Source organism: Micromonospora sp. NPDC049662 (assembly GCF_040675055.1).
GTDB lineage: Bacteria > Actinomycetota > Actinomycetes > Mycobacteriales > Micromonosporaceae > Micromonospora.
This window is the reverse complement of record NZ_JBFAOC010000013.1, coordinates 87,896-111,072: the sequence shown is the minus strand read 5'-3', so window position 1 is coordinate 111,072 and position 23,177 is coordinate 87,896. Positions and strand designations below refer to the sequence as shown.

The following is a 23,177-nucleotide window of genomic DNA, read 5'->3' as shown; positions in this document are numbered from 1 at the left end:
GGTGACAGCACTTCGGACCGTCGCGGTCGACGGTTCACCCGTCCACGTTCTGGAGAGCGGCGCCGGGCCCGCGGTGTTGATGCTGCACGGCTCCGGACCCGGCACGACCGGGTCCGGCGCCTGGGCATCGACGGCGCAGGCGCTGGGCACGTCCTGGCACGTGGTGGCTCCTGACCAGGCGGGGTTCGGCCGTACGCCCGTGCCGGCCGGCTCCCCGAGCGGACTCCGGCTGTGGACGGAGCAGGCGGCGGGCCTGATGGATGCTCTCGGTATCGAGTCCTACGCCGTGGTGGGTCACTCCATGGGCGGCGCCGTGGCGCTGGCACTGGCGGCGGCCCGCCCTGAGCGGGTGACCCGTGTCGTGGCGGTCTCCACGATGGGCGCTCCGGGGGCGCCGCTGTCCGCCGATCTCGACGCGGTCTGGGCCGCCCCCGCCGGCCCGCTCGGGGCGCGGGACATGCTGAGCCGCCTCCTCCTCGACCAGGCTCTCGTCACCGACGCGGCCGTTGAGGCCCGTGCGGCGGCGATGCGGGATGGGGCGTCCGCGTACGCGTCGTTGTTCCCCGCACCGAGGGCACGATGGGTCGACGACCTCACCCTCACCGCGCAGCGGCTGGCAGCGATCCACGCGCCCGTGCTGCTCGTGCACGGCGCCCAGGACCGTGTCACCCCGATCGAGGCAGCCACCCGACCCCTGCTCGAACACCTGGCCGACGTGCGTCTGCACGTGTTCGGTCGATGCGGGCACGTGCCGGCGGTCGAACACCCGCGCGAGTTCCGGCAACTGCTGTCGTGCTTCCTCGGCCAGGACCGAGGTCACTGAACCACGCGCCGGTCGCCGCTACGGTCCGCAGTCCGTGCGAGAAGCTCAATCCTGCCGCGAGCGATCCGCTGGGAGCACGGCTGTCCCGTACGGGGCGCGGATCGGTTTCCATGGCGATCATCGACGTCCCTCGCTACGATCCGACATTGAAACGTCACGATGCGTAGGGGTGTGTTGATCCACGCCCTGGGCGTAGGCGATCTGAAGCCGCTGTGAAGGTGGCGCCGGCCTGCGGATCACGCCCGTCTCGACGAAGGGAAGCCGGATGACCGAGAGCGCGCAGAGCACCGAGAGCCGAACCGTTCCGCCCGTGCGGTCGTACCCGTTCAGTGTGCCCGACCGCCTCGTCGTCGATCCGACCTACGGCGAGCTGCGCGAGCACGAGCCGATGACCCGGGTGCAGCTCCCCTACGGGGAGGAGGCGTGGCTCGCCACCCGGTACGAGGACGTCCGTACGGTCCTCGGTGACGTGCGGTTCGGCCGCGCGCCAGCCGTCGACCGTGACGAGCCCCGGCTCACCCCGCGCCAGCAGTACAGCGGCATGCTGACCATGGATCCGCCCGATCACACCCGGCTGCGCCGGCTGGTGGCCAAGGCGTTCACGGCACGTCGAGTGGAGGCGCTGCGACCTCGCACCCAGGAGATCGCCGACACGCTGGTCGACGACATGCTCCGGCTCGGTCCCCCGGCCGACCTGGTGGAGCACGTCGCCACGCCACTGCCGATCCAGGTGATCTGTGAGCTGCTCGGCGTCCCGTACGCCGACCGCGACCGTTTCCACGTCTGGTCCGAGGCGATCGTCTCGACGACCTCACTGCCGCTGGAGACGATCCAGGAGTACCTGAACAATCTCTGGGGCTACATCGGTGGCCTGGTCGCCGAGCGTCGCCGCGACCCGGGGATCGACGACCTGCTCGGCGCGCTGGTGCGGGCCCGCGACGAGAACCAGGATCGGCTCAGCGAGACCGAACTGGTGGAGCTGGCCGCGGGGCTCCTCGCCGCTGGTCACGAGACGACCGTGACCCAGATCCCCAACTTCGTCTACGTCCTGCTGCACAATCCGGACCAGCTCGCGCGGCTGCGGTCCGATCCGTCGCTGGTGCCGGCCGCGGTCGAGGAACTTCTGCGGTACGTGCCGCTCGGCGTCGGTTCCTCCTTCGCCCGGTACGCCAAGGAGGACGTCGAGGTCGGCGGGGTGCTGGTCCGGGCCGGTGAACCGGTTCTCGGCTCACTGTCGTCGGCGAATCGGGACGGCACGGTCTTCGCCGACCCGGACCGGCTGGACTTCGATCGCGAGCAGAAACCGCACCTGGGCTTCGGGCACGGCGTACACCACTGCGTCGGCGCGCAGTTGGCCCGCATGGAGTTGCAGGTAGCCGTCAGCACCTTCGTCACCCGTCTGCCCGGCCTGCGGCTCGCCGTACCGGAGGCCGAGCTGAAGTGGAAGCGCGGCATGTTGGTACGGGGCCTGCTCAGCATGCCGGTGGCGTGGTGAGCACCGCCTGGCGGGTCGGGGTGGACCCGGCTCGTTGCATCGGCACGAGCATCTGCGCCGGCACCGCGCCCGAGCATTTTCGCCTGGTCGACGGTGTGTCCGCGCCGTTGGCCGGCGTTGTCTCCCCGGCCGAGGTCGTCCTCGACGCCGCCAACTCGTGCCCGGTGGAGGCGATAATCGTCCGGGACGTCACGGACGACCGGCTGATCGCGCCGGAGGAGTGACCCGTCACCCACACCGCGCGTGAGGCCGGCCGTTCCTCCGGCGTTGGCATCGCCGTGGTCGCCGCCTATGGTGGAGACATGTCCTCGGTTACGTTCCGCTCTCCTGCCGTCACCGGCGTGGCGGCGGTCGGGGCTGCCCATGTGGCGATGGCGGCGTGCCGGACGGTCGATATGCGGGTACCGGTTGTCCGCGTGCCGCGCATCGCGCCCATCTCGTGGTTGACGAGCCCGGCGCGAACCGGCCGAGGGCCCCCAGCGGAACCGTTGCATCACGGAACGACCGCCAGGGCGAAGCTATCCAGCTTCGGCCCTTTTCTTTTTACCCTTCGGAAGCAGAGGTAGGACCATGAGCGTCGATCAACGAGCTGTCGACCAGCGTTGGCTGGCTGATCTGCGAGCCTCGCTGGCGGAAGACTTCGCCACGCAGACGGCTCGGCTGCGGGAACTGACCGAGCTCAACGCGGACACCGGCGACCCGAGCGAGGCCCACAACCGGGCCGCGCTGCTGGTGGCCACCCGGCGCAACATCGAGCAGATCACCGGTGCGCTGAGCCGCATCAGCGCCGGTACCTACGGGACCTGCGCGAAGTGCCGCCAGAACATCCCGGCCGAGCGGCTCGAAATCCTTCCGCATGCGCAGTTCTGCGTGTCCTGCCAGGCGAAGCAGAACGGCTGACCGGCGGTGTGGCTGCCGTGCCGCAGCGGTACGGCAGCCACACCGGCCGTCACGCGGGAGATGGCTCCGTCACGGTGACGATGTCGAGGATGCCCAGAAGTCCGGCAAGCGTCACGGCCTCGGAGCGCGTCAGGGTGAGCGAGCAGGTGGCGTCGGGGTCGTCGGGGGACTCGTAGACGAGATCTCGTCGCCCGCCCGGGTGGTGCGTGACCACGCCCACTCGACGACCGTCAGCGGTGGTGAACATGCGGCGTACCCCGATACCGGGCAGCGGGGTCAGTTCGACAATCATGGGGACTCCAGCGGGCAGGGCGGCGCATCCGCGTAGCGGCTCGGCGGCGCGCAGGCCGGCGAGCGTGGCCGGGCGAAGTGCGGTGGGCGTGGTGGTGGCACGGCCGGTCATGGCGGCGAACTGGACACACCATGGGTCGGCGCGAGCCGGGGCGGGTGGATCAGGCGAGGCGCAGCGCGTGGCGCGGGGGAGCGCGATCCGCTGACCAGGCGGGCACGCAACCGGGGGTCGCCCGCCGTGCGGAACGGAACACGATGCACAACCCGATCGAGCGGGTGGCTGAGAGCACCAGCAGGAGCACGGCGAGCAGCAGCAATGTCAGCTGCGGCGTCCGCTCGCCGACGCGCCGGGGGCCGCGTCTGTCGTGCATGCCCCAACCATAGCCGTCGCCCAGAGTGTGGACCATGTTCGCGTTGGGTGACCGCCTCCGGGCGATGTGGTCGATGAACTGGATGACATCGTGGGCCTGCCGGGTCGCGCTCGTTCGGCCGCTGCTGGCGATGACGTACCACTGGTCGGGAACGACCGTCGGCCCGGTCCGCCGGGAAACGGTGGCGCGTGCGGGTCGGTGGTTGGGTAGCGTCCCGGCAGGCGTTCCTGTCGAGGCGTGTGGCCGAGACCTACGGCAACTACGCGCGGAATCAGCTCCCCGGCCGGGAACGCGTCGTCCTCCCCGGCCCGTGAGCCGGCGGCGGCCAACCAGGACCGACGACGTGGTTGGCCCCGTGCCGCGGTGGACCGCCACGGGTGCGTGGCAGTCCACCGCGGTGTCACCGGTGCCGGTTTCCGCCGAGGCTCAGCGGTTGGCCACCCCGGCGGTCGGGGTGGGCTGGACCCGCTCGAACCGGACCTTGCTCAGCCAGCCCGGGAGGTCGCTGAGCACGTACAGCTCCCCGTTCACGTCCGCGCCGAACGCCGTCGGCTGGGTGGGGAAGGTGCCGATCTCGGCGGACTCGTAGCCGCCCGTGGACGTGGGACGCACGGCGAACGCGCGGGTCGAGCAGTAGTCGCTCGCGATGTAGGTCCCCCGCGCCTCCGGGGTGACGGACCCCCGGTACACCAGGCCGCCGATGATGGAGCAGTTGTCCGTCAGGTAGTGCTCGTACTCGGCGACCGGGTCGGTGAGCCGTACGCCCGGCCGGCACTGCGTCTGGTCGAAGACCGGCGTGCCCTCCTTGCAGGACCAGCCGAGGTTCGCGCCACGCTGCGACGGGCGGATGTGGTTGATCTCCTCGATCAGGCCCTGGCCGACGTCGCCGATCCAGAGCGAGTTGTCGACCGGGTCGATGGAGAACTTCCACGGGTTGCGCAGCCCGTAGACCCAGATCTCCGGCCGCGCGCCCGCCGTGCGGACGAAGGGGTTGTCCAGGGGTACGCAGTAGGGCTTGCCCCCGCAGCTGCGGTTGACGTCGATCCGTACGATCTTGCCGAGCAGGGTGCCGAGGTTCTGGCCGCTCTTGAACGGGTCGTTCGCGTTTCCGCCGTCGCCGGTGGACCAGTAGAGGTAGCCGTCGCGGCCGAAGGCCACCTGTCCGCCGTTGTGGTTGCCGAACTCGGCGTGCTCCTGGGTGAGCAGCACCTGTAGCCGGTCGGGAGCGCCGAGCGGCACCCGCGCCAGGGTCAGCGCTCCGGCCGGCAGGCTCGTGTAGGCCACGTAGAGGATCCCGGTGCGCGCGAAGTTCGGTGCGGGCGTGATGCCGAGAAGGCCGCGCTCGTTGTCGGACGTGTCGATCCGGGCGGTCAGGTCGAGCACCGGATCGGCCGCCAGGCCGGTGGCGGGGTGGTACGCGCGGACGGTGCCGTTCTTCTCCGCGATCAACATTCGACCGTCCGGCAGGCCGGTGATCGCGATCGGGCGCTGCAGTCCGAACGCCACCCGCTCGGACACCACGGTCAGCTCGGTGAGTGGCGTCGCGCGGGCGTGGGATGTGCCGGTCGCCGCGGTGCTGGCCACCGACGCGGGTGGTGACAGAAGCACGGACAGGGTCAGGATGAGCAGGCCGGCCAGCATGGTGGCCGGACGTTGTCGCCGTCGCTGCATGTTCGGCTCCTCGATCAGGTGGGTGGTGGTGTGGGAGCGTTTCCACACTACATCGATCTAAGTCGATGCCAAACCGGCTGGTCCTCCGCCGTGCGCGCCACCGTTGTCGGTCGCCGGCTGTCCAGATCGAGCTGATTCGATATAGCATCGCGGCAGGGCAGTGTTACTCCGCAGGGGCGTGCGGCGCGGAGTGTTCGCCATCCACCGGGCGGGCCGGGCAGCCGGCGGTGGCCACCGATTTCGGGCGCGGCGGGGTTGACGCCGGCTCGGCGTCACCTGCGGCGTGCTGGTCCAGTGGCGAGCGCGGTGCTCCGGTCGTCGGCCGTGCGGTGCTCCTCGGTTCCGTGCCTCGAGTCGGCAACGGACCAGACGAAACACCGAGGAGAAGTGCACAGATGAACGACCTACCCGCTCGACCGAAGCGCCGAACCAGGGGGGCCGCCAGGCTGCTCCTGGGTGGGGCCTGCGCCCTGGCGATCACCGTGTCCTCGATGGCCGTGGCGACCTTCGCCCGCGCCGACCTCCCCGGATCGCCCGGGACCACCCTGAAGGCCGCCGCCGAGCGCAGCGGCCGGTACTTCGGCGCCGCCATGGGGGCGGACCGCCTCAACGACTCGGGCTTCCTGACCATCGCGAGCCGTGAGTTCGACATGATGACGGCCGTCAACGAGATGAAGCCCGACGCGACCGAGCCCAACCCCGGCCAGTTCAACTTTGATCGCGGTGACGCGATCTACAACTGGGCCACCCAGCGCGGCATGCGGTTCCGTGGTCACACCCTGGCGTGGCACGCCCAGCAGCCGAGGTTCTGGGGGAGCCTGAGCGGCACCGCCCTGCGGAACGCGATGATCAGCCACATCAACGGGGTCATGGCCCACTACAAGGGCAAGTTCGCGTACTGGGACGTGGTTAACGAGGCCTTCGCCGAGAACGGCAGTCGGCGGTCGTCGAACCTGCAGTCCACCGGCAACGACTGGATCGAGGTCGCGTTCCGGACCGCGCGCGCCGCCGACCCGAGCGTGAAGCTGTGCTACAACGACTACAACATCGAGAACTGGACGTACGCCAAGACGCAGGGCGTCTACAACATGATCAGGGACTTCAAGTCCCGGGGCGTGCCGGTCGACTGCGTGGGCCTGCAGACCCACTTCACCGGCGGCAGTTCGCTGCCCGGCAACTTCCAGCAGACCCTGTCCAGCTTCGCCGCCCTCGGGGTCGACGTGGCGTTGACCGAGGCCGACGTCACCAACGCCTCGACCAGCCAGTACCAGGGCCTCACCCAGGCCTGCATGAACGTCCCCCGCTGCGTTGGCATCACGACGTGGGGCATCCGGGACAGCGACTCGTGGCGCGGCAGCGAGAACCCGCTGCTCTTCGACCGCAACAGCAACCCGAAGGCGGCGTACACCGCCGTCCTCAACGCGCTCAACGCCGCCTCCACCACCGTGCCGGGAACGCCGCCGACGACCCCTCCGCCGACGACCCCTCCGCCGACCACTCCTCCGCCGACGACCCCTCCGCCGACGACCCCTCCGCCGACGACCCCTCCGCCGACCACGCCTCCGCCGACCACGCCGCCGCCGGGTGCCTGTAGCGCGACGTACCGGATGGTCAACAGCTGGAACGGTGGCTACCAGGGCGAGGTCACGGTGGCCAACAACGGCTCCGCCACCCTCAGCGGCTGGACCGTACGGCTGACGCTGGCCAGCGGGCAGAGCATCGCCAATGTCTGGAATGGCATCAACACCGGCACCAGCGGAACGGTCAGCGTCCGTAACGCCGACTACAACGGGTCTCTCGGCGCGAACGCCTCGACCACCTTCGGTTTCCTGGTCAACGGCAGCAGTACTACCGCACCGAGCGGTCTCTCCTGCACCAGTTGACGCGCGACGACGCGTACCGGTCCCTCCGCGTCGGGACGCTGACCGGGCCCGGAGCCACCCGCTCCGGGCCCGGGCGCCGTCGTGGTCGGACCGGTACGCGACCGAAGTAACCGTCCTCGCGTACCGCACCTCGTCGATAGGGAGAACGACCATGCGCAGACTTCTCGCGGTGTTCAGCGCCGCCCTGATCCTCGGCACCACGGTCGGCAGCGCTCCGGCCGGGGCGTCGGGCGCGTCCCGGCCCTCGTGCCCCCGTGGCCTGCTCTTCTGTGAGGACTTCGAGCGACTGCCCGCCGGCGGGGCCAGCACGGTGAACTGGGGCGTCGACACCCGCCACGGCACGCTCACCGTCGAACGTGCTCGCCGGGGCAACCAGGTGCTGCACGTCCACACGGTCGACAACGGACGTGCCTTCCTGCGCGTCGACGACTTCGCCGCGCCGGGCAACCGCTTCTACGGCCGGATGCGCCTGCGCGTCGACGCCTTCCCCACCGCCCCGGACTGGGCGCACTTCACGCTGGTCGAGGCGACCGGTAGCGGTAGCGCGGAGGTCGTGCGTCCGATCGGTGGCCAGTACGCCCCCACCGTGCCCGGCACGTTCTGGGGCATCGGGGCCGACGGCGGTCCCACCGGCGACTGGACCAACTGGCGGGAGTCCGCCCCGGTCGTCGAGGACACCTGGCAGTGTTTCGAGTGGAAGATCGACGGGGCGGACAACAGCGTCGCCGTGTGGATCGACGGCGTGGCGAACCCGGAGCTGACCGCCTCCACGAACGACCACGGCGGTAATGACGTTCCCTTCGTCCTGCCGAGCGTCGACACGGTGAAGATCGGCTGGCAGCTCTACCAGGGCGGCACGACGCCGGGTGAGTTCGACCTCTGGATCGACGACATCGCCCTGTCGACCAAGCGGCTCGGCTGCTGAGCTGACGCCCCCGCAGGTGCGCGGGGGCGTTCGACGCCGGTGGTCGTGATGTCAGTCGCGATCGACGTTCCTGCCGGGGTGCGGCTCTGCTGCCGTACCCCGGCCGAACTGGTCGGCTCGCCGATCTGGAGCGCGCGAGCCGTACGCCGGACCGAACACCACCAGCAGCGTCAGGTCCTCGGTCACCTCGTCGAAATGGTGCTCCTCGCCGGCCGGCACGAAGATCACCGAACCTGGGGCCACCTCGGCCGTGCCGTCCGGGGTCACGATCCGGGCCCGGCCGGCGGTGACCACGTAGATCTCATCCTCGGTGTGCGGGCTCTGATCGTCGAGACCTCCCGCCGGGATGCAGTACGTTCCCACCGACAGGTCCGGAACCCTCAGGTGTTCGATCCAGTCGTTGACGGCTCCGCCGGGTGTGGTCCACCGGCCCGCCCCTTCGATGATCTGCATTGCCGAAACCTAAGGGACGTCTCGCACCTCCGTGGAGGGCGTTTCCCGGCGCCGGGCCGGTGGGGGCGGTCGGCTCCGAGCACACGCGGCGACTGGGGAAGCAACCCGTTTGGCGGGTTTCCTCGGAAGATAGCAAATCTGAGCACTTCTCCTGTTTCGTCCATTATTCCGACTCATTGTGAGTACCGTGAAGTCGGGCGATCGTGCAGTCACCGAGGCGTCGGAGGCCGGCCCGTCACCGGTCGACGCACCGCTCGGCGGTGGACCCGACCGGTCGCGGCTCCGACCGGGCAGCGTTGGCGGCCACCCGCATCTGCCCGCGTTCGGCATCCACTGACCAACGAGGGGGAACAGACATGCTCAGAATCTCGCTACGTCGGCCGAAGGTGATCGCCGCAGCGCTCGCCGCCGCAACTCTGGTGACGGTGCTCGGCTCAAGCACCCCAAGCGTGTTCGCGGACGGCGGTGTGCGACCAACCCCCGACGAGGGGCACCGCAGCAGACCGACGATCGTCCTCGTGCACGGCGCCTGGGCCGACGGCTCAAGCTGGAATGGGGAGATCCGCAGACTCCAGGCGCGCGGTTTCGACGTCCAGGTCGCGCCGCAACCCGGCCGAGGGCCGTCGATCGACAGCGGCTACCTGAAGGACTTCCTGTCCACCATCGAAGGTCCCATCGTGCTCGCCGGCCACTCGTACGGTGGCTTCGTGATCAGCGACGCCGCCACCGGCAACAAGAACGTCAAGGCGCTCGTGTTCGTGGACGCCTTCGCGCCGGACAAGGGGGAGACCGTGGAGGAGCTCACCGCGGGCTCCGGCTCGATCCTCGAGCCGGCCCTGACCGACCCCACGAGCGTCTTCCGGCTCGTGCCGTTCCCCGGTGCCCCGGAGGGCGCGGCCGACGCGTACGTCCTGCCGAAGGTGTTCATCCCCGGCTTCGCCAACGGTCTGCCCCGGCGGCAGGCGGAGGTGCTCGCCGTGACCCAGACCGCCCTGGCCACCAACGCGCTGGGCGAGCCGGCCACGGAGCCGGCGTGGAAGACGATCCCCGCGTGGGCGGTGGTCGGCACCGAGGACCTGGTCATTCCGCCGGCCCGCCAGGAGGAGATGATGAAGCGGGCGGGGGCCGACATCACCCGGATCGACGCCGGTCACCTGGGCCTGATCTCGCACCCGGACCAGGTCACCAGGGTCATTCTGGAGGCGGCCCGGACGACCGCCTGACGAGGTCTCGTGACATCGGCAGCAGTGGCCGCGTGGGCTGGACCAGCCCACGCGGCCACTTCCCGACCGGCCGTGGCATCGCGCTGTGCGGTGCCACGGCCGGCCGCCGTGTCAGTTGGTCGCCTTGGCGGCGGCCTCGATCTGGTTGGTGACCGCACCCGAGTCGGTGACCATGGACAGGTGGGGTGCGTTGATCTGGACGCTGTGCGCCTTGGCCCGCTCGGACATGACGACCTGCTCGGCGGCAGGGATGACGGCGTCCTGCTTGCCGATCACCGACCACGAGGGGATCGTCTTCCACGCCGGCGCGCCGGACTCCTCGACCAGAGCGCTGAAGGCCAGCGGACGCTGCCGGGCGGCCAGCACCGCCACGTCCTTGGCGGGAATGCTCCTGCCGGCGAACGCCGTACCGAAGACCGACGGCTTCACGTACAGGTTGACGTTGCCGGTCTCAGCGGGGATCGCGACCTGGTCGAAGACGGCGGACGTGTCGCCCCCGAAGACCGAGCCCGGCACGGCCGAGGTCAGCGAGAAGACGGTGTCGTGCTGGTCCGGGATGTACGCGTCGACGTACACCAGGGCCTTGACCCGCTCGTTGCCCAGGGCGGCGTTCGTGATCACCATGCCGCCGTACGAGTGCCCGACGAGGACGATCGGCCCGGTGATGGTGTCCAGGTACGCGCGGAGACTCGCGGCGTCGTTCGCCACGCCCGACAGCAGGTTCGGCGGGGTGACCACCCGGTAGCCGTCGTGCTGGAGCTTGGCGGTCACCTTGTCCCAGCTCGACCCGTCCGCCCACGCGCCGTGCACGAGCACGACTGTCGGCTTGGTCGCGGCGGGGCGCGACTGCGTGACGTGAGTCGCCGAGGCCTGCGCGGTGCCGACACCGACACCGGTCAGGGTGAGGGCACCGATGGCCACGCCTACCGAGACGAGGCGGCGCTTGAAGGACAATTTCACGGTTTCTCCTTACTGCTGCACGAAATCGAGCAGGGCGGCGTTGACCTGATCGGCGTGGGTCCAGGCAATGGCGTGCGGCCCGCCCTCGATGACGAGCAACCGGGAATCCCCGACGAAGGCGGCAACCCGCTGGCCGGTCACCCCGATGGGCAGCACGCGGTCCTGGTCGCCCTGGATCACGAGCACCGGCACGTCAACCTTGGCCAGGTCCTCGCGGAAGTCGGTGAGCCAGGTGGGGATACACGCCACCGCGGCGACCGGGGACCCGGCCTCGGCCACGGCCAGACTGGCCTGGAACGCCTCGTCGCCGACCAGCGATCCGCCGTACACGTCGAGGTTGTAGAAGTTCTCCAGGAACTGCTTGAGCCACCCGTTCCGGTCGGCCCGCGCGGCCTGGATGAACCCATCGAACAACGCCTGCGGCGCGCCTTCGGGATTGTCGTCCGTCTTCAGGAGGAACGGCGGAATCGGCGACATCAGCACGGCCTTCGCGACGCGTTCGGTGCCGTAGCGACCCAGGTACCGGGCGACGTCACCGGTCCCCATCGAGTGGCCCACGAGAATGGCGTCGCGTACGTCCAGTGTCGTGAGGAGCACGTTCAGATCGCTGGCGAACGTGTCGTAGTCGTATCCACCCGCGGGCTGGCTGGAATCGCCCCAACCGCGCCGGTCGTACGTGATGACGCGGTACCCGGCGGCGAGCAGTGCGGCGACCTGCTTCTCCCAGGCCTGCCCGCTGAGCGGGTAGCCGTGGCTGAGCACGACCGGCGTGCCGGCGCCGTGGTCCTCGTAGTGGATGTCGATCGGGTTGGCTCCCTCTGAGCCAACGCTGACATGGGGCATGCGTACTCCTTGGGCTTGCGTTCCACGCTGGGAACCCTGCCGAAGGTACGGAGGTGGCGGCGTTTCGGAATCACCCGAATCACGTAGTCCCCGGCGTCGTCGGCCGCCCGAAAGACAACGAGCGATGGGCGATGCGGCGGGCCTGGCAGGAGTCGCAGGCTTGGGCCGAAAAGCGAAGCCGCCACCCCTTCGTCTCTAGGATGTCAATCGTGACCATGCCCGACCGCAGGCTCTCGGACGGGCCGCCGTCGCACTGCGAGTTCAAGGTCTTCGGCGGTATGGGCTGCCGGCGGGATGGCTCGGACGTCGATCTCGGCCCGGTCCGCCAGCGGGTCATCCTCGCCAAGCTCCTCGCGGCCGGCGGTGACGCGGTCAGCCTCGACAGCATCGTCGACAGCGTGTGGGACGACCGACCTCCGGCCAGCGCCGCCAACCAGATCCACCGGCACGTCGGGAACCTCCGTCGGATTCTGGAACCGGACCTGGACGTCCGCGAGACCGGTCGTTACCTCCTACCGGCCGGTACGGGCTACCGGCTGATCCTCGCGACCGAGGCATCCGATCTGGCCATGTATCGCGAGCTGGTCCGGCGGGCCCGCGAGGCGCTGGCGGGCGGGGATGCGGTGTCCGGCGTGCGGGCTTACCTGACCGCCCTGGAACTCGGCCGCAGCCCCGCGTTCACCGACCTGCCGACCGGGGCGTTGCGTTCGCCGGAGTTCGTGGCCATCGAACGGGAGCGCGTCGCGGTGGCGCTCGCGGCCAGCGAAGCCGCGCTGGCCCATGGCATGGCCGACGCCGCGCTGACCCCGCTGGTGAGCGTGGCCGCCGCGGCGCCGCTGGACGAGGCGCTGCAGGCGTGCCTGATGCGCGCGTACGTGGCCACCGGCCACCGGGCGGAAGCGGTGCAGGTATTCGAGCGGACGCGCCAACGTCTCGCCGAGGAACTGGGGGTGGATGCGGGGCCCGAACTGCGGGAGGCGTACCGGGAGCTGCTCGCCAGCGGCGGAAGCTCGCCGGACGAGCTGCGTCCGCTGGAGGCTCCCCGGCCCGCGCAGCTGCCGCCGCCGGTCGCGGGCTTCGTCCGACGGAACGACCTGGCCGCAGTGCTCGACGGCCTACTCTCCGACGCGTTCAGCGACGCGACGATCGTGATCACCGTGCTCGGCGGTATGGGTGGCATCGGTAAGACCGCCCTCGCCGTGCACTGGGCCCACCAGATCGCCAACGAGTTTCCCGATGGTCAGTTGTTCCTCGACCTGAGGGGCCTGGACCCGGACGGACGGGTCATGTCACCGCAGGAGGCGCTCGCCACGCTGCTCGCGTCACTGGGCGAGCCGGCGGTCTCGTCACCGCAGGAGACCGTCGACGCTCAGGCGGCTCGTTATCGCAGTCGCCTCGCCGGTCGTCGCGTTCTGATCCTCCTCGACAACGCCCGCGACTCCGATCAGGTCCGTCCGCTGCTGCCGGCCTCCCGAGGCTGTCTGGTCATCGTGACCAGCCGCCACCGGATGACGAGCCTGGTCACCCGGGAGGGGGCACGTTACCTGCAGGTCGACCGGCTGACCGGGGCCGAGTCCCGGCAGCTACTGATCAACCGTCTCGGCACCCGCCGCGCCACCATGGACCCGGCCTCGCTCGACAAGGTCATCAGCCTCTGTGCCGGGCTGCCGCTCGCACTGGCGATCGTCGCCGCCCGCGTGGCGCTCAATCCGGCCCTGCCATTGAGCGCTGTCGTCAGCGCCGTCTCGGCCCCGTCAGCCAGACTCGACGCGTTGTCCAGCGCGGACCCGTCAGACGATGTCCGGTCGGTGTTCTCGTGGTCGTACCGCGCTCTCGATCCATCGGCAGCGCAGGTGTTCCGCGCTCTCGCCGTCCACCCGGGTCCGGGGGTCTCGCTGGAGTCGATGGCGAGCGTCGCCGGGGTCAGTCGGACGAGGGCGCGCACGCTGCTCACGGAACTGGTGACCGCGAACCTGCTCGACGAGGCGCAGTCCGGGCGGTACTTCCTGCATGACCTGCTGCGGGCCTACGCGGGTGAGCTTCTCGACGAGGATCGAGAGCGACCGGAGTACGAGCGGCGTCTCGTCATGCACTACCTGCACTCGGCCCGGGCCGCGTACGCGAGACACCACCGGCAGCCGGTCGGCACCGCCACCGGGACGCCACCGGACGTCACGCCCGAGTCGTTCGACAGCGTGTCCCAGGCTGCCGCCTGGTACGCACGGGAACGGCCAGCGCTGTGGGCGACGATCGAGCTGGCCCTCGCCCACGGCCTGGCGCGCGATGCGGCGGCAATGGTCCTCGCGGCCTCGGCGCCGGGCAGCAACTCCATCCCCGCGGGCCGGACACCGACCGTCCTCGCGATCCTCGACCTGGCCGGCGCGCTCGGCGAGCCGCTGATGGAGGCCGAGCTTCTTCGTACCATCGGTGAGGTCTTCGCCCCGCTGCCACCGGCCGACGAATACCTCCGTCGAGCCCTGTCCATCTTCGCCGGCGCCGGCGACCTCGCCGGGCAGGCCGACGTCCTGCGAAACCTGGCCGTGCTCTCGTCGGCGCGTGGCGACCACGACGCCGCCAACGCGTACGGCGAACGCTCGGTGGCTCTCGCTCGGCAGACGGAGCGTCAGGAACCGCTCGCCGTCTCGCTGCTGACACTCGCGAGAGCGCGGCTCGGTTCGGGTCGGTTCGACGACGGCGTACGGATCGCGGACGAGGGGTTGGCCATCGCGATGGTGCAGCACCTTGATCACCTGAACGTCCGCTACGCGCAACTCCTCGCGGAATCGTCCTGGAAACTCGGTCAGCTTGAGCGAGCGGTGACGATCTCGGAGTGGGGATTGGCCGAAGGCGTCAGTGAGTCGAACGGTCCCCGCTGCGCCGTCGCGGCGATCCTCGCGCGTGCCGCGTTCGACCTGGGCGACCAGGCGCGCGCGGAACAGGGCTGCCAGCGGTTCGAGGGCCTGATCGCCGACAACGGCTTCCGGGAACTCATCGAGTTCGCCGGCATCGAGGACGCCGAGACGTATCGGACCATGGTTGCGTACGTCCGGGCCCGGCTGAGTCTGATGAGCGACGCGTCGTGAGCGGCTAGGGGCGCGAGCACTCAGTTTGCACTCGTCGCGCACAGCGGTGCGGTCGGATGGTCGTCGAGACCCCGAACCCGCGCCCGAGGAGCACCATGCACTGCCCCCCAGCCGACTCTTCCCGCGTTCATCCGGGTGCGGCACTGACCCCCCGACAGGAACAGATCGCCCTGCTGGTGGCGGCCGGCTCCACCAACATCGAGATCGCGAGACACCTGGTCATCAGCCCCCACACCGTCAAACACCATCTGCGCGGAGTGTTCCACCGGCTGAACGTCGCATCCCGCCGCGAACTGCGCGGGAGGTTGAGCCACCGCACGACCGATCGCTTCGCCCAGAGCCGTCGCCTGACCAGTCAGGAGCGCGACATCGCTCGCCGGGTCTCGGACGGCGCGTCCAACCGGGAGGTGGCGGCACAACTGTTCATCAGCCCGAGCACGGTGGACTATCACCTCCGCAAGATCTTTCGCAAGCTCGACATCACCTCACGCCGAGAACTGGCCGATCGCCCTCGTCTCTGACGCTCCCCGGTCTGCGCGTCGGCACGCGGTTCGGGTGTCGCGGGACCCGAGTCAGCGCTGGTCCCAGTGTCCGACGTTCGCTCCCCATCCGGACGGCGCTGCCAGACGAAGCTCGTCTCGACTCAGCACCTCCAGATCGGCCGCTCGCCCCTTGACGACCCGCGTGTCGAACGTGAACTGCACGCTGGCGCCGTCCGCGAAGGAGACCGTGACGTGGGTGTCGGGCCCGGCCGGGTGGTTGTCCAGCCATTGCACATGGACGACCTCGGCCGTCAGCGTGCCGTCCGGACGCACCAACGCGAATCCCTCGAGGTCACCCTGGGCGACATCCGGGTGGAACCGTCCGCGCAGTTCCGCCCGCCGCTGCTCGCGCCAGCGCCGTCGTGGGTCGATGTCCGCCATGCGGCGCATTCTGCAACGGGCGTCAGCACCGCGAAACCCGGTGTACGAGCATCCGGCGGCCACTCGTTCGGCCGTTCGATCGGACCCGAACGACACGCGCCGCCCGGGACAGAACCCGGGCGGCGCGTCTCTGACAGGTGGTGGGCGATGCCCTAGGTGCGCGTGCTCCACTGCTGGTTGGCGCCGCCGTGGCAGGCCCAGAGGTGCAGCTGTGTCCCGTTGGCCGTGCCGGAACTGACGGCGTCCAGGCAGAGCCCCGACTGCGCGGAGGTGATGGTGCCGTTGGAGTTGACGTTCCACTGCTGGTTCGACTGGCCGTTGCAGTCCCAGATGATGACCGCGGTGCCGTTGCTGCTGCCGCTGCCGCTGGCGTCCAGGCACTTGTTGCCGTAGACGGTCAGCGTGCGGTTGGCGGTCCGGGTCCAACGCTGGTTGGCGCCACCGTGGCAGTCCCAGAGCTGCGGGCGCGCGCCGTTGGCCGTGCTGGAGTTGGGGACGTCGACGCACCTGCCGGACTGGCTGCCGACGATCAGCACGCTCTGCTGGCTGGGTGGCGGGGTCGTCGGCGGGGGAGTCGTCGGCGGGGGAGTGGTGGGCGGCGCGCCGCCGCCGAACTGCGCGAAGAAGTTCCACACCTCCTGCTTGACCCAGCTCCGCGCGCCGCTCTCGCAGCCCGCACACCCGTCCACCGGGCCCTGCTGGTGTCCGCCGTCGAACGCGGCCCAGAGCACCGGATATCCGGGCTGGCAGGAGTAGGCGGTGGTGATGTGGGTCCGGCTGCCGGCCGCGGGCTCGGGCGGGTTCTGCGCGGCGCATCCGTTGTTGCGGACGAACCTGTCACGCAACGCCCGGCCGTTCGCGATGTTGTCGTTGATGCCGTGGATCCCCAGGTACGCCACGGGTTGGGTGCCGCCGCTGCATCCGCTGATCGCTCCCGGGGCCGCGATGGCCGCGACCGCGCGGAACACCGTCGGCCGGGAACACGCCAGCGAGTAGCTCATCGCTCCGCCGTAGCTGAACCCGACGGAGAAGAGTTGCGTCGTGTCGACGCAGAGGGCGTTCTCGATCACGCGGACCATGTCGTCGGTGAAGGTGACGTCCTCACCGTTGGCGTTGCCCCAGCCGTTGTTGAGTCCCTGCGGGGCGACGAAGATCGTGGTGTTGTTCGCCTGGGAGAGCATGCCGTAGTAGGCCCACGGCGCGCCGTCGGTGCCGCCCGACGCGACCTGGCTGGCGGTGCCGCCCAACCAGTGGAAACCGAAGGCCAGCCGGTGGGCGTAGGTGTTGTTGTAGCTGTCGGGTAGCCGAAGGATGAAGCTCCGGCTCTTCCCGCCGCTCTGGATGGTGTGGGTGCCGCTGTTCAAGCCCGGCGCCTTGCCGCAGCCGGCGGTGCTGGCCGCGGCTGCCGGAGTGACGCTGGTGACGATGTAGGTTCCGACGGCGATCAGGACCAGGACCGCCATGGCTGCCCCGATCCAGGGGGCGGACAGTCTGCGAAGTGGCACAGTTGAATCTCCTTGTGCGAAAAGGAACGTCGGCCTGCCGCACGACGCCTCGTCTGTTCGGTACGAGGTGATCCACGCGCGGCGCGGGACGTGCCCATGACGAGGGCCGGCTGGACGCCACCGGTCCTGCGGCCCGTGCGGGACCGGATGGTCGTCGAATCGTCGGTGGCCCACAACGTTCGCCCGAACACCACGCGCCCGGCCGTCGGAGGATGCCGGAGCACCAGATCCGAGGGTCGAACCGATTCGACTCGACGCTAGATCACGCAATTAGGGGTGTCAATGTCTTGGGCGGCGACGACCGAGACGAGACAGACCTGGGCGACCGCTGCCAGTGTGCGGGGACGGGCTGCGCGTCAGCGGATGCCGATGCTCTGGTGCTCGGGTTCGATGACGGCGACGACGCGTTCGTCGTCGCGCGGGTACGTCCCGTCGGTGTACTTGGCGACGATGCGGTCGATGATCGACCACGCGGCGTCGCCGTCGAGCCAGTTGACGACACGGCCGCGTACGACAATCGGAGTGAACGGATCGTCGGCCGGCGCGATGGACAACGCCAGGCGCGGGTCGCGGCGCAGGTTGCGCGCTTTGCGCTTGCCGGGCCCGGTGAATATGACGATGTGTTCGCCGTGCGTTCCGACGTAGACAGGGGTGGCGTGCGGTGCGCCGTCCGGCAGGACGGTGGCAAGGTGGGCGATCGGTGACCCGTCGAGCACACGGCGGATGTCGAGACGCAGCACGGTGGTCCCTCCGGTGGTGTGGTGGTTATCGGGCGTGATGGGCACGCCAGCTGATGTAGTCGGCGACGGCGGCCGTGAGGTCGAACGCCGGTTCGAAGCCGGTGTCGGTGGTGAGGCGGGAGATGTCGAGGTAGGGATCGCGCCCCGGTCCGCCACTGCGACCGTCGAGCACGTCGAGCCGCGCGTCCGGAATGGCCGCGCGTACGGCGTCGATCAGCTGCCCGTTGGTGAAGGGCTGTCCGCTCGAGATGTTGTAGATCTCGTGGCCGAGGGCGTCTGCCGTGATGAGCAGGGCGATTGCGCGTCCAGCGTCGGGGGCGTAGCAGAAGTCGCCCCCGTCGTGGGCGTGCAGGGCGGTGGGGCGTTCCCCGCGTAGCACGGAGCTGATGTAGGGCGGGACCGCGTTGAAGGGAGTGGCCGGGTCCATGAGCGGTCCCCAGGTGCTGCCGATGCGGAGCACGAGCGCCTGAATCCCGGTGTCCCGCAGCGCATTCGTGGTGAGCGGTTCGACAGCCTTCTTGAAGGCGATGATCGGGTGCGGTACGGCCACCGCAGGTAGGGGCAGGTCTTCGTGCCAGGTGATCGCACTGCTGCCCAGGTAGGAGCCGAGACTGCCGGCGACGGCGAAACGCCGCACGCGCCAGCTGCGTGCGGCGTCGAGCATGGTGAGCAGCCCGGCGGTGTCGGCCCGGAAGTACGCGACTCGATCCTCGCCGGGGATGCTGCCGGCCAGGTGGACGATGTCGGTGATCCGGTACCGGTCGCCGAGGGTGGACACCGCGGCGGCGTCGGTGACGTCGAGTTGTTCGACGATGACGTCGTCGGGCAGGAACGACGGGCGCTCGGTTCGCCGGTGGGCGGTCGCGACGACGGTGTGCCCGAGGTCCGTCAGGGCGCGCGCGGTCTGGGCGCCGATCATGCCGAGGCCGCCCGTCACGAGGATCACCGGACCACCTCGTAGTGCAGGTGGGTCACGGCCGGCGCGGCGACGGCCTCGATCAGGCGGAGTTCGACGGGTGCGGACAGGGCCTGGAAGTACGGCCGGCCGGCGCCCAGCAGCACCGGCCGCTGGTGCAGGATCAGCTCGTCGACCAGACCCGCGGCCAGCGCGGCGGTGGTCACTCCGCCCCCCATGAGGGCCACGTCCTTGTCGCCGGCCAGGCGGCGGGCCGTGTCGACGGCCTCCTCGATGCCACTGGTCACCAGAATCTGGCGCGGATGCTCGGCGGGCAGCGATCGGTGGCTGAGCACCACGAGCGGCGCGTCGGGGTGAGGGGTGCCGCCGCTGTCCCAGCCGGAGTCGTCGTAGGTGTTGCGCCCGGCCAGGCTCGCTCCCACCCTGGCCGCGGCCGTGTCGAACACGCGGGCGCTGGGAGCGCTCAGCCGGAAACCGTCGAACACCGCGCTCGGTGTGTCGCCGTCGAAATACCAGTCGAACAGCATGCCGCCGTCACCGAGGCCGCGTCGGGGTCCCGGGTCACGACCGGTGATGTATCCGTCGACCGAGACCGACAGGGCTGCGAGGACCTTGCTCATGTATCGCCTCTCACTCGTCGCGGGACCGGGTAGGTGCCGGCCTGCCACGGAGGGGGACGTTATCGAGCGACGCGCTTACCGGTCTTGAACGAATCGCGCACCGTCACGTGGTCTGCGTCTCCACCGACCTGGACTTTCTCGGGCGATCGAGCCGCGAGGAACGGCGCGTACGACGCGGTGTGGTCGTGCCCGCACGAGCACCGGTCGACCTGTGCGCCGAGCAGTCCGGCCGGCGTCAGCCCGCTGAGACGCCGCACCTCTCGACTCAGGTGGGCCTGATCCGCGTACCCCGCATCGACCGCGAGTCCCACCATTCCGTCGGCCCCGCGTCGTCCGGCCGCCATGGTGCCCGACTGCGCCAACGCCAGGAAACCCTGGAACCGCAGCGTCCGCTGCAACGACTTCGGACCCGTTCCCACCGCCCACACAGAGCGGCGACGGAACTGGCTGACCGACAGTCCGAGGTGGTCGGCGACGACGCCGATCTCACGCGGCGCCCAGGGCATGAGCATGCGTACCGCCGCGCGAACGAGGGGATCCCCGCCAGCGGTCCGCGTGCGGCGCAGCAGGAATTCCTGCAGGACGAGCAGCCCCGCCCGAGGTGTGACGGCGGTGGCAATGGCCTCGCCGAGCCGGTCCACCCACCGGTGACCGAGCTCGTCCAGCGCGACCTGCCGGTCGAGCAGGTCCCCGACGCCACCAGGTATCAGAACGGGTGCCCCCGGATGGAATCGGACGCCCAGCAGGATCGTCGACGCGGGGATCACCTCGACCCGGGGTCCGGTCAACGGGCCGAGCAGGCGTGGCTCTCCGCCGAGCGGCCAGTGCAGCTCCGCGCCACCGGTGGGCAGGTGCCGCTGCAGGTAGGGCGCCGTCCCGGTGGTCTGCACCCACACGGTCCGAAGGTGGTCGACCAGCCCTGGCAGCGGGGCAAGCTCAACGTAGGACTCGCCTGCGCTCACGCGCGGACCTGATCCCCGTCGGACGCGATGGCCCCCTGCACCGCGTCCGCGGCTGCTCGACGCCCGCCCGCCGCCCGCACCGTCGCGGATGCGGTACGCAGGCGCTCACGGATCGTCGGATCGTGCGGGAGGTCGCGGATGCGGGCCTCGACGTCGCTGTTCGGACCAGCACCGTTCGACAGGTTCACCCCGAGACCGAGAGCCTCGACCCGTGCCGCGACGACGTGCTGTTCGCTGGTACGCGGCGCGCAGACCATCGGAACGCCGAACCAGAGGGACTCCATGACGCTGCCCATCCCGGCGTGCGTGACGAACAGGTCGGCCTGCGCCAACGCGGCGAGCTGGTCGACGTGCTCGTGGGCTTCGACCCGGTCGGGCAGCGTCCCGAGAGCGGCGATCGGGAGCCCGCCGGTGGACACGAGCACCCGGCGGTTGGGCGCCGCGGCGGCCGCCGCTCGGATCAGTGGCCGTAGCGCCTCGGGCTCGGCCGCCGCGGTGCCCGCGCTCACGTACACGAGGCGCTCGCGCACTGCCGGTCCGGTGCCGAGCCGCGAGCGCAGGCACGGTCCGACGAAGTGGTGGTCCGGGCCGAAGCCCTCTCCGTTGCACTGAAACCACCGCGGGAGGAACGCGATCGATCGCCGCTCGCGTGCCTCGGCCAGGTCGCGTACGGTGCCGCGCTCCAGTCCCCAGCGCGCGGAGAACTGGTCGAGCTGGTCCTGCAACGGGGCGAAGGCGGGATGTGCGGGGTCCAGGACGCTCGCCTGCCCGGTGGCCGCGGCCAAGGACCACGCCGGCCCCTGTGCGAAGGACGGAAACATCGCCACCGCCGGCCGGTTCAGCAACTGCGCCAGCGCGCGGCCGGCCGGATGCGCGGCCCGATCGTAGAGCAGGACGTCGGGGACGTCGCCGCGCAGCACGGGGATGATCTGGGGGACGACGGCGGCTGCTTCCGCCAGGAGCACGAACGGGAGCCAGACCGCGAAATCAGCCGGCGGCACCGTCGACGACGGGCGCGTGACAAGCGTGGACTCGTACGTCACGACGTGCGCGCCGGCACGTCGCGCGGCGGGTGCGGCGCCGTCCGGGGCGAAACAGGTGACCCGGTGCCCGCGGGCCCGCAACTCCTCGATGACGTCGAGGACGGGCAGCAGGTGACCAGTGGCCCCGACGGCGAGGACGGCGACGTGCGCACTGGCCTTCGTGCTCATGCGCGCAGCCCGTGTCGGGCGGTGTACCAGAAGAACCAGGACAGCAGGCCGGCGAGCATGACGACGTACTGCACGTTGGTGACCGTCGCGACCGCGTCGAGGTCGATCACTGACGCGATGGCGACGCGGACCACGGCGTCCAGCATCAGCACGACGCCGACCACCACGCTCACCAGGCGCAGGCGGCGCCGGAAGACGGGATCGTCGGTCCAGCGTCGCTGCCACGCCGCGGCGCCCTCATCACCGACCTTCGCGGTGGCGATGGCCGTGCCGAGGTGGAGCATGAACGGCCGCTTCATGGCCAGCGACAGCAGCACCCAGGCGCCGAGCAGGCCGGTGAGCCAGCCGTCCTTGATGTACAGCAGCCGCGCGTCCCCGGTGACCACGCTCAGCGCGCCCCCCGCCAGGAAGAGGCTGACGACGACGAGGCCCGCGACGTCGATCCGCCGGCTGCGGGCGGCGACCAGGGCGGCGTTCGCCGCGGGGACCGCCCCCGCGGCCAGGGTGGCGGCCAGCACGCCGGCGCCCAAGGCGCGAAGCGCGTAGTAGACGAGCAGGGGCAGGACCACGTCGACGACGATTCGTCCGACCAGAGCGCGGCGCGCGCGCTCGCTCGTACGCCCGGCGGCAGTCGGCGTCGGCTGGGTGTCGTTCCTGACCGGCCTCACCGAAGCACCTCCCCGCGATCCCTCGTGGCCGGCTCGGCGGCGATCGCGCGGTCGAAGAGCGCGCACAACTCCTCCGCGTAGGCGGCCAGGTCCAATCCGCCACCGCTGGCGAACCGCTCGACGGCGGCGTCGACGGCGGCGCGGACCGTCACCGCCATCACCACCGGATCGAACGTGCGCAGTTCCCCGGACTCCTGGCCGGCGACGAAGAGGTGCGCCAGCAGCATCACGGGTACGTCCTCGCGAGCATCCGCATCCGCCGTGTCCCTGGGCAGGTTGCGGACGATCTCGACGGCCGCGCGGGCGTACGCCGGTCGTTCGCCCAGAAAGCGGAAGTTCGAGCGTAGGTACGCGGCGAGCTTGCCACGTGCCGTCGACTCAGCCTCGATCGCCGGGACCATGACCTGTTGCGCCCGGTCGACGATGTGGCGCAACGCCGCGGCGACCAACTCCTGCTTGGTGTCGTAGTGGTACGTGATGAGCCGGGTGCTGCTGAGTCGCGCCGTCTCGACGATCCGCGCGAACGTCGCCCCCGCGTAGCCGTGCTCGGCCAGCAGCTCGACGAACGCCTCCAGAATCTGCGTCTTTCGATCGACCTCCGGTGTTATCTGCATAGATAAAAGTTCAGCAGAAGGCCGGCTTCCCGTCAAGGGCGTAGGGATCGCCGCAGCGCGTGCGGAAACGGCAGAGCCTCCCCGGCGACGTCGCCGG

General features: G+C 70.3%; 24 protein-coding genes and 1 pseudogene. 10 read left to right on the top strand and 15 right to left on the bottom strand.

Going from position 1 to position 23,177, the window contains the following annotated elements:
* Nucleotide 1: 1 nt before the first annotated feature.
* From AB0J36_RS13260 to AB0J36_RS13245, 4 genes are all read left to right on the top strand, one after another.
* Entirely contained in the window at nucleotides 2-823 is an 822-nt protein-coding gene (locus AB0J36_RS13260; protein WP_357125011.1) for an alpha/beta hydrolase, read from the top strand.
* A gap of 265 nt (nucleotides 824-1,088) precedes the next feature.
* Entirely contained in the window at nucleotides 1,089-2,318 is a 1,230-nt protein-coding gene (locus AB0J36_RS13255; RefSeq protein WP_357125014.1) for a cytochrome P450, read from the top strand.
* Complete coding sequence (locus AB0J36_RS13250) at nucleotides 2,312-2,542, top strand: ferredoxin (RefSeq protein ID WP_363660529.1); 231 nt, start codon at nucleotides 2,312-2,314, stop codon at nucleotides 2,540-2,542. The genes AB0J36_RS13255 and AB0J36_RS13250 overlap by 7 nt, the downstream gene beginning before the upstream one ends.
* 346 nt (nucleotides 2,543-2,888) lie before the next feature.
* Nucleotides 2,889-3,218, top strand: a complete 330-nt coding sequence (locus tag AB0J36_RS13245) for a TraR/DksA C4-type zinc finger protein (RefSeq protein ID WP_355047864.1) — start codon at nucleotides 2,889-2,891, stop codon at nucleotides 3,216-3,218.
* Between the two features lie 49 nt (nucleotides 3,219-3,267).
* On the opposite strand, the gene AB0J36_RS13240 is transcribed toward AB0J36_RS13245, so the two are convergent.
* Nucleotides 3,268-3,621 carry a hypothetical protein gene (locus tag AB0J36_RS13240; protein WP_357392478.1) on the bottom strand — a complete coding sequence of 118 codons (354 nt, stop codon included), beginning with the start codon at nucleotides 3,619-3,621 and terminating at the stop codon, nucleotides 3,268-3,270.
* Nucleotides 3,622-3,670: 49 nt separating this feature from the next.
* Nucleotides 3,671-3,880 (bottom strand): hypothetical protein, encoded by a 210-nt coding sequence (locus AB0J36_RS13235; RefSeq protein ID WP_357392479.1) that lies wholly within the window; start codon nucleotides 3,878-3,880, stop codon nucleotides 3,671-3,673.
* 202 nt (nucleotides 3,881-4,082) lie between these two features.
* Between AB0J36_RS13235 and AB0J36_RS13230 the strand changes: the two are divergent.
* Nucleotides 4,083-4,158 (top strand): annotated as a pseudogene (locus tag AB0J36_RS13230) (nucleotidyltransferase); the annotation flags it as partial.
* A 148-nt stretch (nucleotides 4,159-4,306) separates the two neighbouring features.
* Here AB0J36_RS13230 and AB0J36_RS13225 read toward each other — a convergent pair.
* The gene (locus AB0J36_RS13225; protein WP_357173900.1) at nucleotides 4,307-5,551 is read right to left on the bottom strand and encodes a PQQ-dependent sugar dehydrogenase; all 1,245 of its coding nucleotides are present in this window, start codon (nucleotides 5,549-5,551) and stop codon (nucleotides 4,307-4,309) included.
* Between the two features lie 395 nt (nucleotides 5,552-5,946).
* Between AB0J36_RS13225 and AB0J36_RS13220 the strand changes: the two genes are divergently transcribed.
* Both AB0J36_RS13220 and AB0J36_RS13215 read left to right on the top strand, forming a co-directional pair.
* Complete coding sequence (locus AB0J36_RS13220; protein ID WP_363660528.1) at nucleotides 5,947-7,434, top strand: endo-1,4-beta-xylanase; 1,488 nt, start codon at nucleotides 5,947-5,949, stop codon at nucleotides 7,432-7,434.
* Nucleotides 7,435-7,585: 151 nt separating this feature from the next.
* Complete coding sequence (locus tag AB0J36_RS13215; protein WP_357173894.1) at nucleotides 7,586-8,359, top strand: hypothetical protein; 774 nt, start codon at nucleotides 7,586-7,588, stop codon at nucleotides 8,357-8,359.
* 51 nt (nucleotides 8,360-8,410) lie between these two features.
* Here the strand turns inward: AB0J36_RS13215 and AB0J36_RS13210 are convergent, their stop codons facing one another.
* A complete protein-coding gene (locus AB0J36_RS13210) occupies nucleotides 8,411-8,812 on the bottom strand; it encodes a cupin domain-containing protein (protein WP_357173891.1) in 402 nt (133 codons plus the stop codon).
* A 356-nt stretch (nucleotides 8,813-9,168) separates the two neighbouring features.
* Between AB0J36_RS13210 and AB0J36_RS13205 the strand changes: the two genes are divergently transcribed.
* Nucleotides 9,169-10,035 carry an alpha/beta hydrolase gene (locus AB0J36_RS13205; protein ID WP_357173888.1) on the top strand — a complete coding sequence of 289 codons (867 nt, stop codon included), beginning with the start codon at nucleotides 9,169-9,171 and terminating at the stop codon, nucleotides 10,033-10,035.
* A gap of 111 nt (nucleotides 10,036-10,146) precedes the next feature.
* Here the strand turns inward: AB0J36_RS13205 and AB0J36_RS13200 are convergent, their stop codons facing one another.
* Both AB0J36_RS13200 and AB0J36_RS13195 read right to left on the bottom strand, forming a co-directional pair.
* Nucleotides 10,147-10,995 (bottom strand): alpha/beta hydrolase, encoded by an 849-nt coding sequence (locus AB0J36_RS13200; protein ID WP_363660527.1) that lies wholly within the window; start codon nucleotides 10,993-10,995, stop codon nucleotides 10,147-10,149.
* A 9-nt stretch (nucleotides 10,996-11,004) separates the two neighbouring features.
* The gene (locus AB0J36_RS13195) at nucleotides 11,005-11,838 is read right to left on the bottom strand and encodes an alpha/beta hydrolase (protein ID WP_357125055.1); all 834 of its coding nucleotides are present in this window, start codon (nucleotides 11,836-11,838) and stop codon (nucleotides 11,005-11,007) included.
* Between the two features lie 215 nt (nucleotides 11,839-12,053).
* Between AB0J36_RS13195 and AB0J36_RS13190 the strand changes: the two genes are divergently transcribed.
* Together AB0J36_RS13190 and AB0J36_RS13185 are read left to right on the top strand one after the other, a co-directional pair.
* On the top strand, nucleotides 12,054-14,921 hold the full coding sequence (locus AB0J36_RS13190; protein WP_363660552.1) for a BTAD domain-containing putative transcriptional regulator: 2,868 nt from the start codon (nucleotides 12,054-12,056) through the stop codon (nucleotides 14,919-14,921).
* A 56-nt stretch (nucleotides 14,922-14,977) separates the two neighbouring features.
* Complete coding sequence (locus AB0J36_RS13185; protein WP_357125058.1) at nucleotides 14,978-15,442, top strand: helix-turn-helix transcriptional regulator; 465 nt, start codon at nucleotides 14,978-14,980, stop codon at nucleotides 15,440-15,442.
* Between the two features lie 51 nt (nucleotides 15,443-15,493).
* Here AB0J36_RS13185 and AB0J36_RS13180 read toward each other — a convergent pair whose 3' ends face one another.
* The 9 genes from AB0J36_RS13180 to AB0J36_RS13140 all read right to left on the bottom strand — a co-directional run bounded on the left by AB0J36_RS13180 (nucleotide 15,494) and on the right by AB0J36_RS13140 (nucleotide 23,080).
* Entirely contained in the window at nucleotides 15,494-15,844 is a 351-nt protein-coding gene (locus tag AB0J36_RS13180) for a hypothetical protein (RefSeq protein WP_363660526.1), read from the bottom strand.
* Nucleotides 15,845-15,996: 152 nt separating this feature from the next.
* Complete coding sequence (locus AB0J36_RS13175; protein ID WP_357125064.1) at nucleotides 15,997-17,349, bottom strand: RICIN domain-containing protein; 1,353 nt, start codon at nucleotides 17,347-17,349, stop codon at nucleotides 15,997-15,999.
* Between the two features lie 356 nt (nucleotides 17,350-17,705).
* The gene (locus tag AB0J36_RS13170) at nucleotides 17,706-18,134 is read right to left on the bottom strand and encodes a PPOX class F420-dependent oxidoreductase (protein ID WP_357125067.1); all 429 of its coding nucleotides are present in this window, start codon (nucleotides 18,132-18,134) and stop codon (nucleotides 17,706-17,708) included.
* Complete coding sequence (locus tag AB0J36_RS13165; protein ID WP_357168988.1) at nucleotides 18,115-19,035, bottom strand: NAD(P)-dependent oxidoreductase; 921 nt, start codon at nucleotides 19,033-19,035, stop codon at nucleotides 18,115-18,117. Before AB0J36_RS13165 ends, AB0J36_RS13170 begins: the two co-directional genes overlap by 20 nt.
* Nucleotides 19,032-19,625 (bottom strand): dihydrofolate reductase family protein, encoded by a 594-nt coding sequence (locus AB0J36_RS13160; RefSeq protein ID WP_357125073.1) that lies wholly within the window; start codon nucleotides 19,623-19,625, stop codon nucleotides 19,032-19,034. Before AB0J36_RS13160 ends, AB0J36_RS13165 begins: the two co-directional genes overlap by 4 nt.
* A 59-nt stretch (nucleotides 19,626-19,684) precedes the next feature.
* The gene (locus AB0J36_RS13155; protein ID WP_363660525.1) at nucleotides 19,685-20,587 is read right to left on the bottom strand and encodes a DUF6597 domain-containing transcriptional factor; all 903 of its coding nucleotides are present in this window, start codon (nucleotides 20,585-20,587) and stop codon (nucleotides 19,685-19,687) included.
* Nucleotides 20,584-21,798: a nucleotide disphospho-sugar-binding domain-containing protein gene (locus AB0J36_RS13150; RefSeq protein ID WP_363660524.1), complete on the bottom strand. Its 1,215-nt coding sequence runs from the start codon at nucleotides 21,796-21,798 to the stop codon at nucleotides 20,584-20,586. Before AB0J36_RS13150 ends, AB0J36_RS13155 begins: the two co-directional genes overlap by 4 nt.
* Nucleotides 21,795-22,466 carry a VC0807 family protein gene (locus AB0J36_RS13145; protein ID WP_363660523.1) on the bottom strand — a complete coding sequence of 224 codons (672 nt, stop codon included), beginning with the start codon at nucleotides 22,464-22,466 and terminating at the stop codon, nucleotides 21,795-21,797. Before AB0J36_RS13145 ends, AB0J36_RS13150 begins: the two co-directional genes overlap by 4 nt.
* Entirely contained in the window at nucleotides 22,463-23,080 is a 618-nt protein-coding gene (locus AB0J36_RS13140; RefSeq protein ID WP_357125085.1) for a TetR/AcrR family transcriptional regulator, read from the bottom strand. The genes AB0J36_RS13145 and AB0J36_RS13140 overlap by 4 nt, the downstream gene beginning before the upstream one ends.
* Nucleotides 23,081-23,177 lie beyond the last annotated feature (97 nt).

Coding starts and splice junctions, on each gene's coding strand:
- AB0J36_RS13255 (WP_357125014.1), top strand. CDS start 1,089: ATGACCGAGAGCGCGCAGAGCACCGAGAGCCGAACCGTTCCGCCCGTG.
- AB0J36_RS13245 (WP_355047864.1), top strand. CDS start 2,889: ATGAGCGTCGATCAACGAGCTGTCGACCAGCGTTGGCTGGCTGATCTG.
- AB0J36_RS13240 (WP_357392478.1), bottom strand. CDS start 3,621: ATGACCGGCCGTGCCACCACCACGCCCACCGCACTTCGCCCGGCCACG.
- AB0J36_RS13235 (WP_357392479.1), bottom strand. CDS start 3,880: ATGCACGACAGACGCGGCCCCCGGCGCGTCGGCGAGCGGACGCCGCAG.
- AB0J36_RS13225 (WP_357173900.1), bottom strand. CDS start 5,551: ATGCAGCGACGGCGACAACGTCCGGCCACCATGCTGGCCGGCCTGCTC.
- AB0J36_RS13220 (WP_363660528.1), top strand. CDS start 5,947: ATGAACGACCTACCCGCTCGACCGAAGCGCCGAACCAGGGGGGCCGCC.
- AB0J36_RS13215 (WP_357173894.1), top strand. CDS start 7,586: ATGCGCAGACTTCTCGCGGTGTTCAGCGCCGCCCTGATCCTCGGCACC.
- AB0J36_RS13210 (WP_357173891.1), bottom strand. CDS start 8,812: ATGCAGATCATCGAAGGGGCGGGCCGGTGGACCACACCCGGCGGAGCC.
- AB0J36_RS13205 (WP_357173888.1), top strand. CDS start 9,169: ATGCTCAGAATCTCGCTACGTCGGCCGAAGGTGATCGCCGCAGCGCTC.
- AB0J36_RS13195 (WP_357125055.1), bottom strand. CDS start 11,838: ATGCCCCATGTCAGCGTTGGCTCAGAGGGAGCCAACCCGATCGACATC.
- AB0J36_RS13190 (WP_363660552.1), top strand. CDS start 12,054: ATGCCCGACCGCAGGCTCTCGGACGGGCCGCCGTCGCACTGCGAGTTC.
- AB0J36_RS13185 (WP_357125058.1), top strand. CDS start 14,978: ATGGTCGTCGAGACCCCGAACCCGCGCCCGAGGAGCACCATGCACTGC.
- AB0J36_RS13180 (WP_363660526.1), bottom strand. CDS start 15,844: ATGGCGGACATCGACCCACGACGGCGCTGGCGCGAGCAGCGGCGGGCG.
- AB0J36_RS13160 (WP_357125073.1), bottom strand. CDS start 19,625: ATGAGCAAGGTCCTCGCAGCCCTGTCGGTCTCGGTCGACGGATACATC.
- AB0J36_RS13150 (WP_363660524.1), bottom strand. CDS start 21,798: ATGAGCACGAAGGCCAGTGCGCACGTCGCCGTCCTCGCCGTCGGGGCC.
- AB0J36_RS13140 (WP_357125085.1), bottom strand. CDS start 23,080: ATGCAGATAACACCGGAGGTCGATCGAAAGACGCAGATTCTGGAGGCG.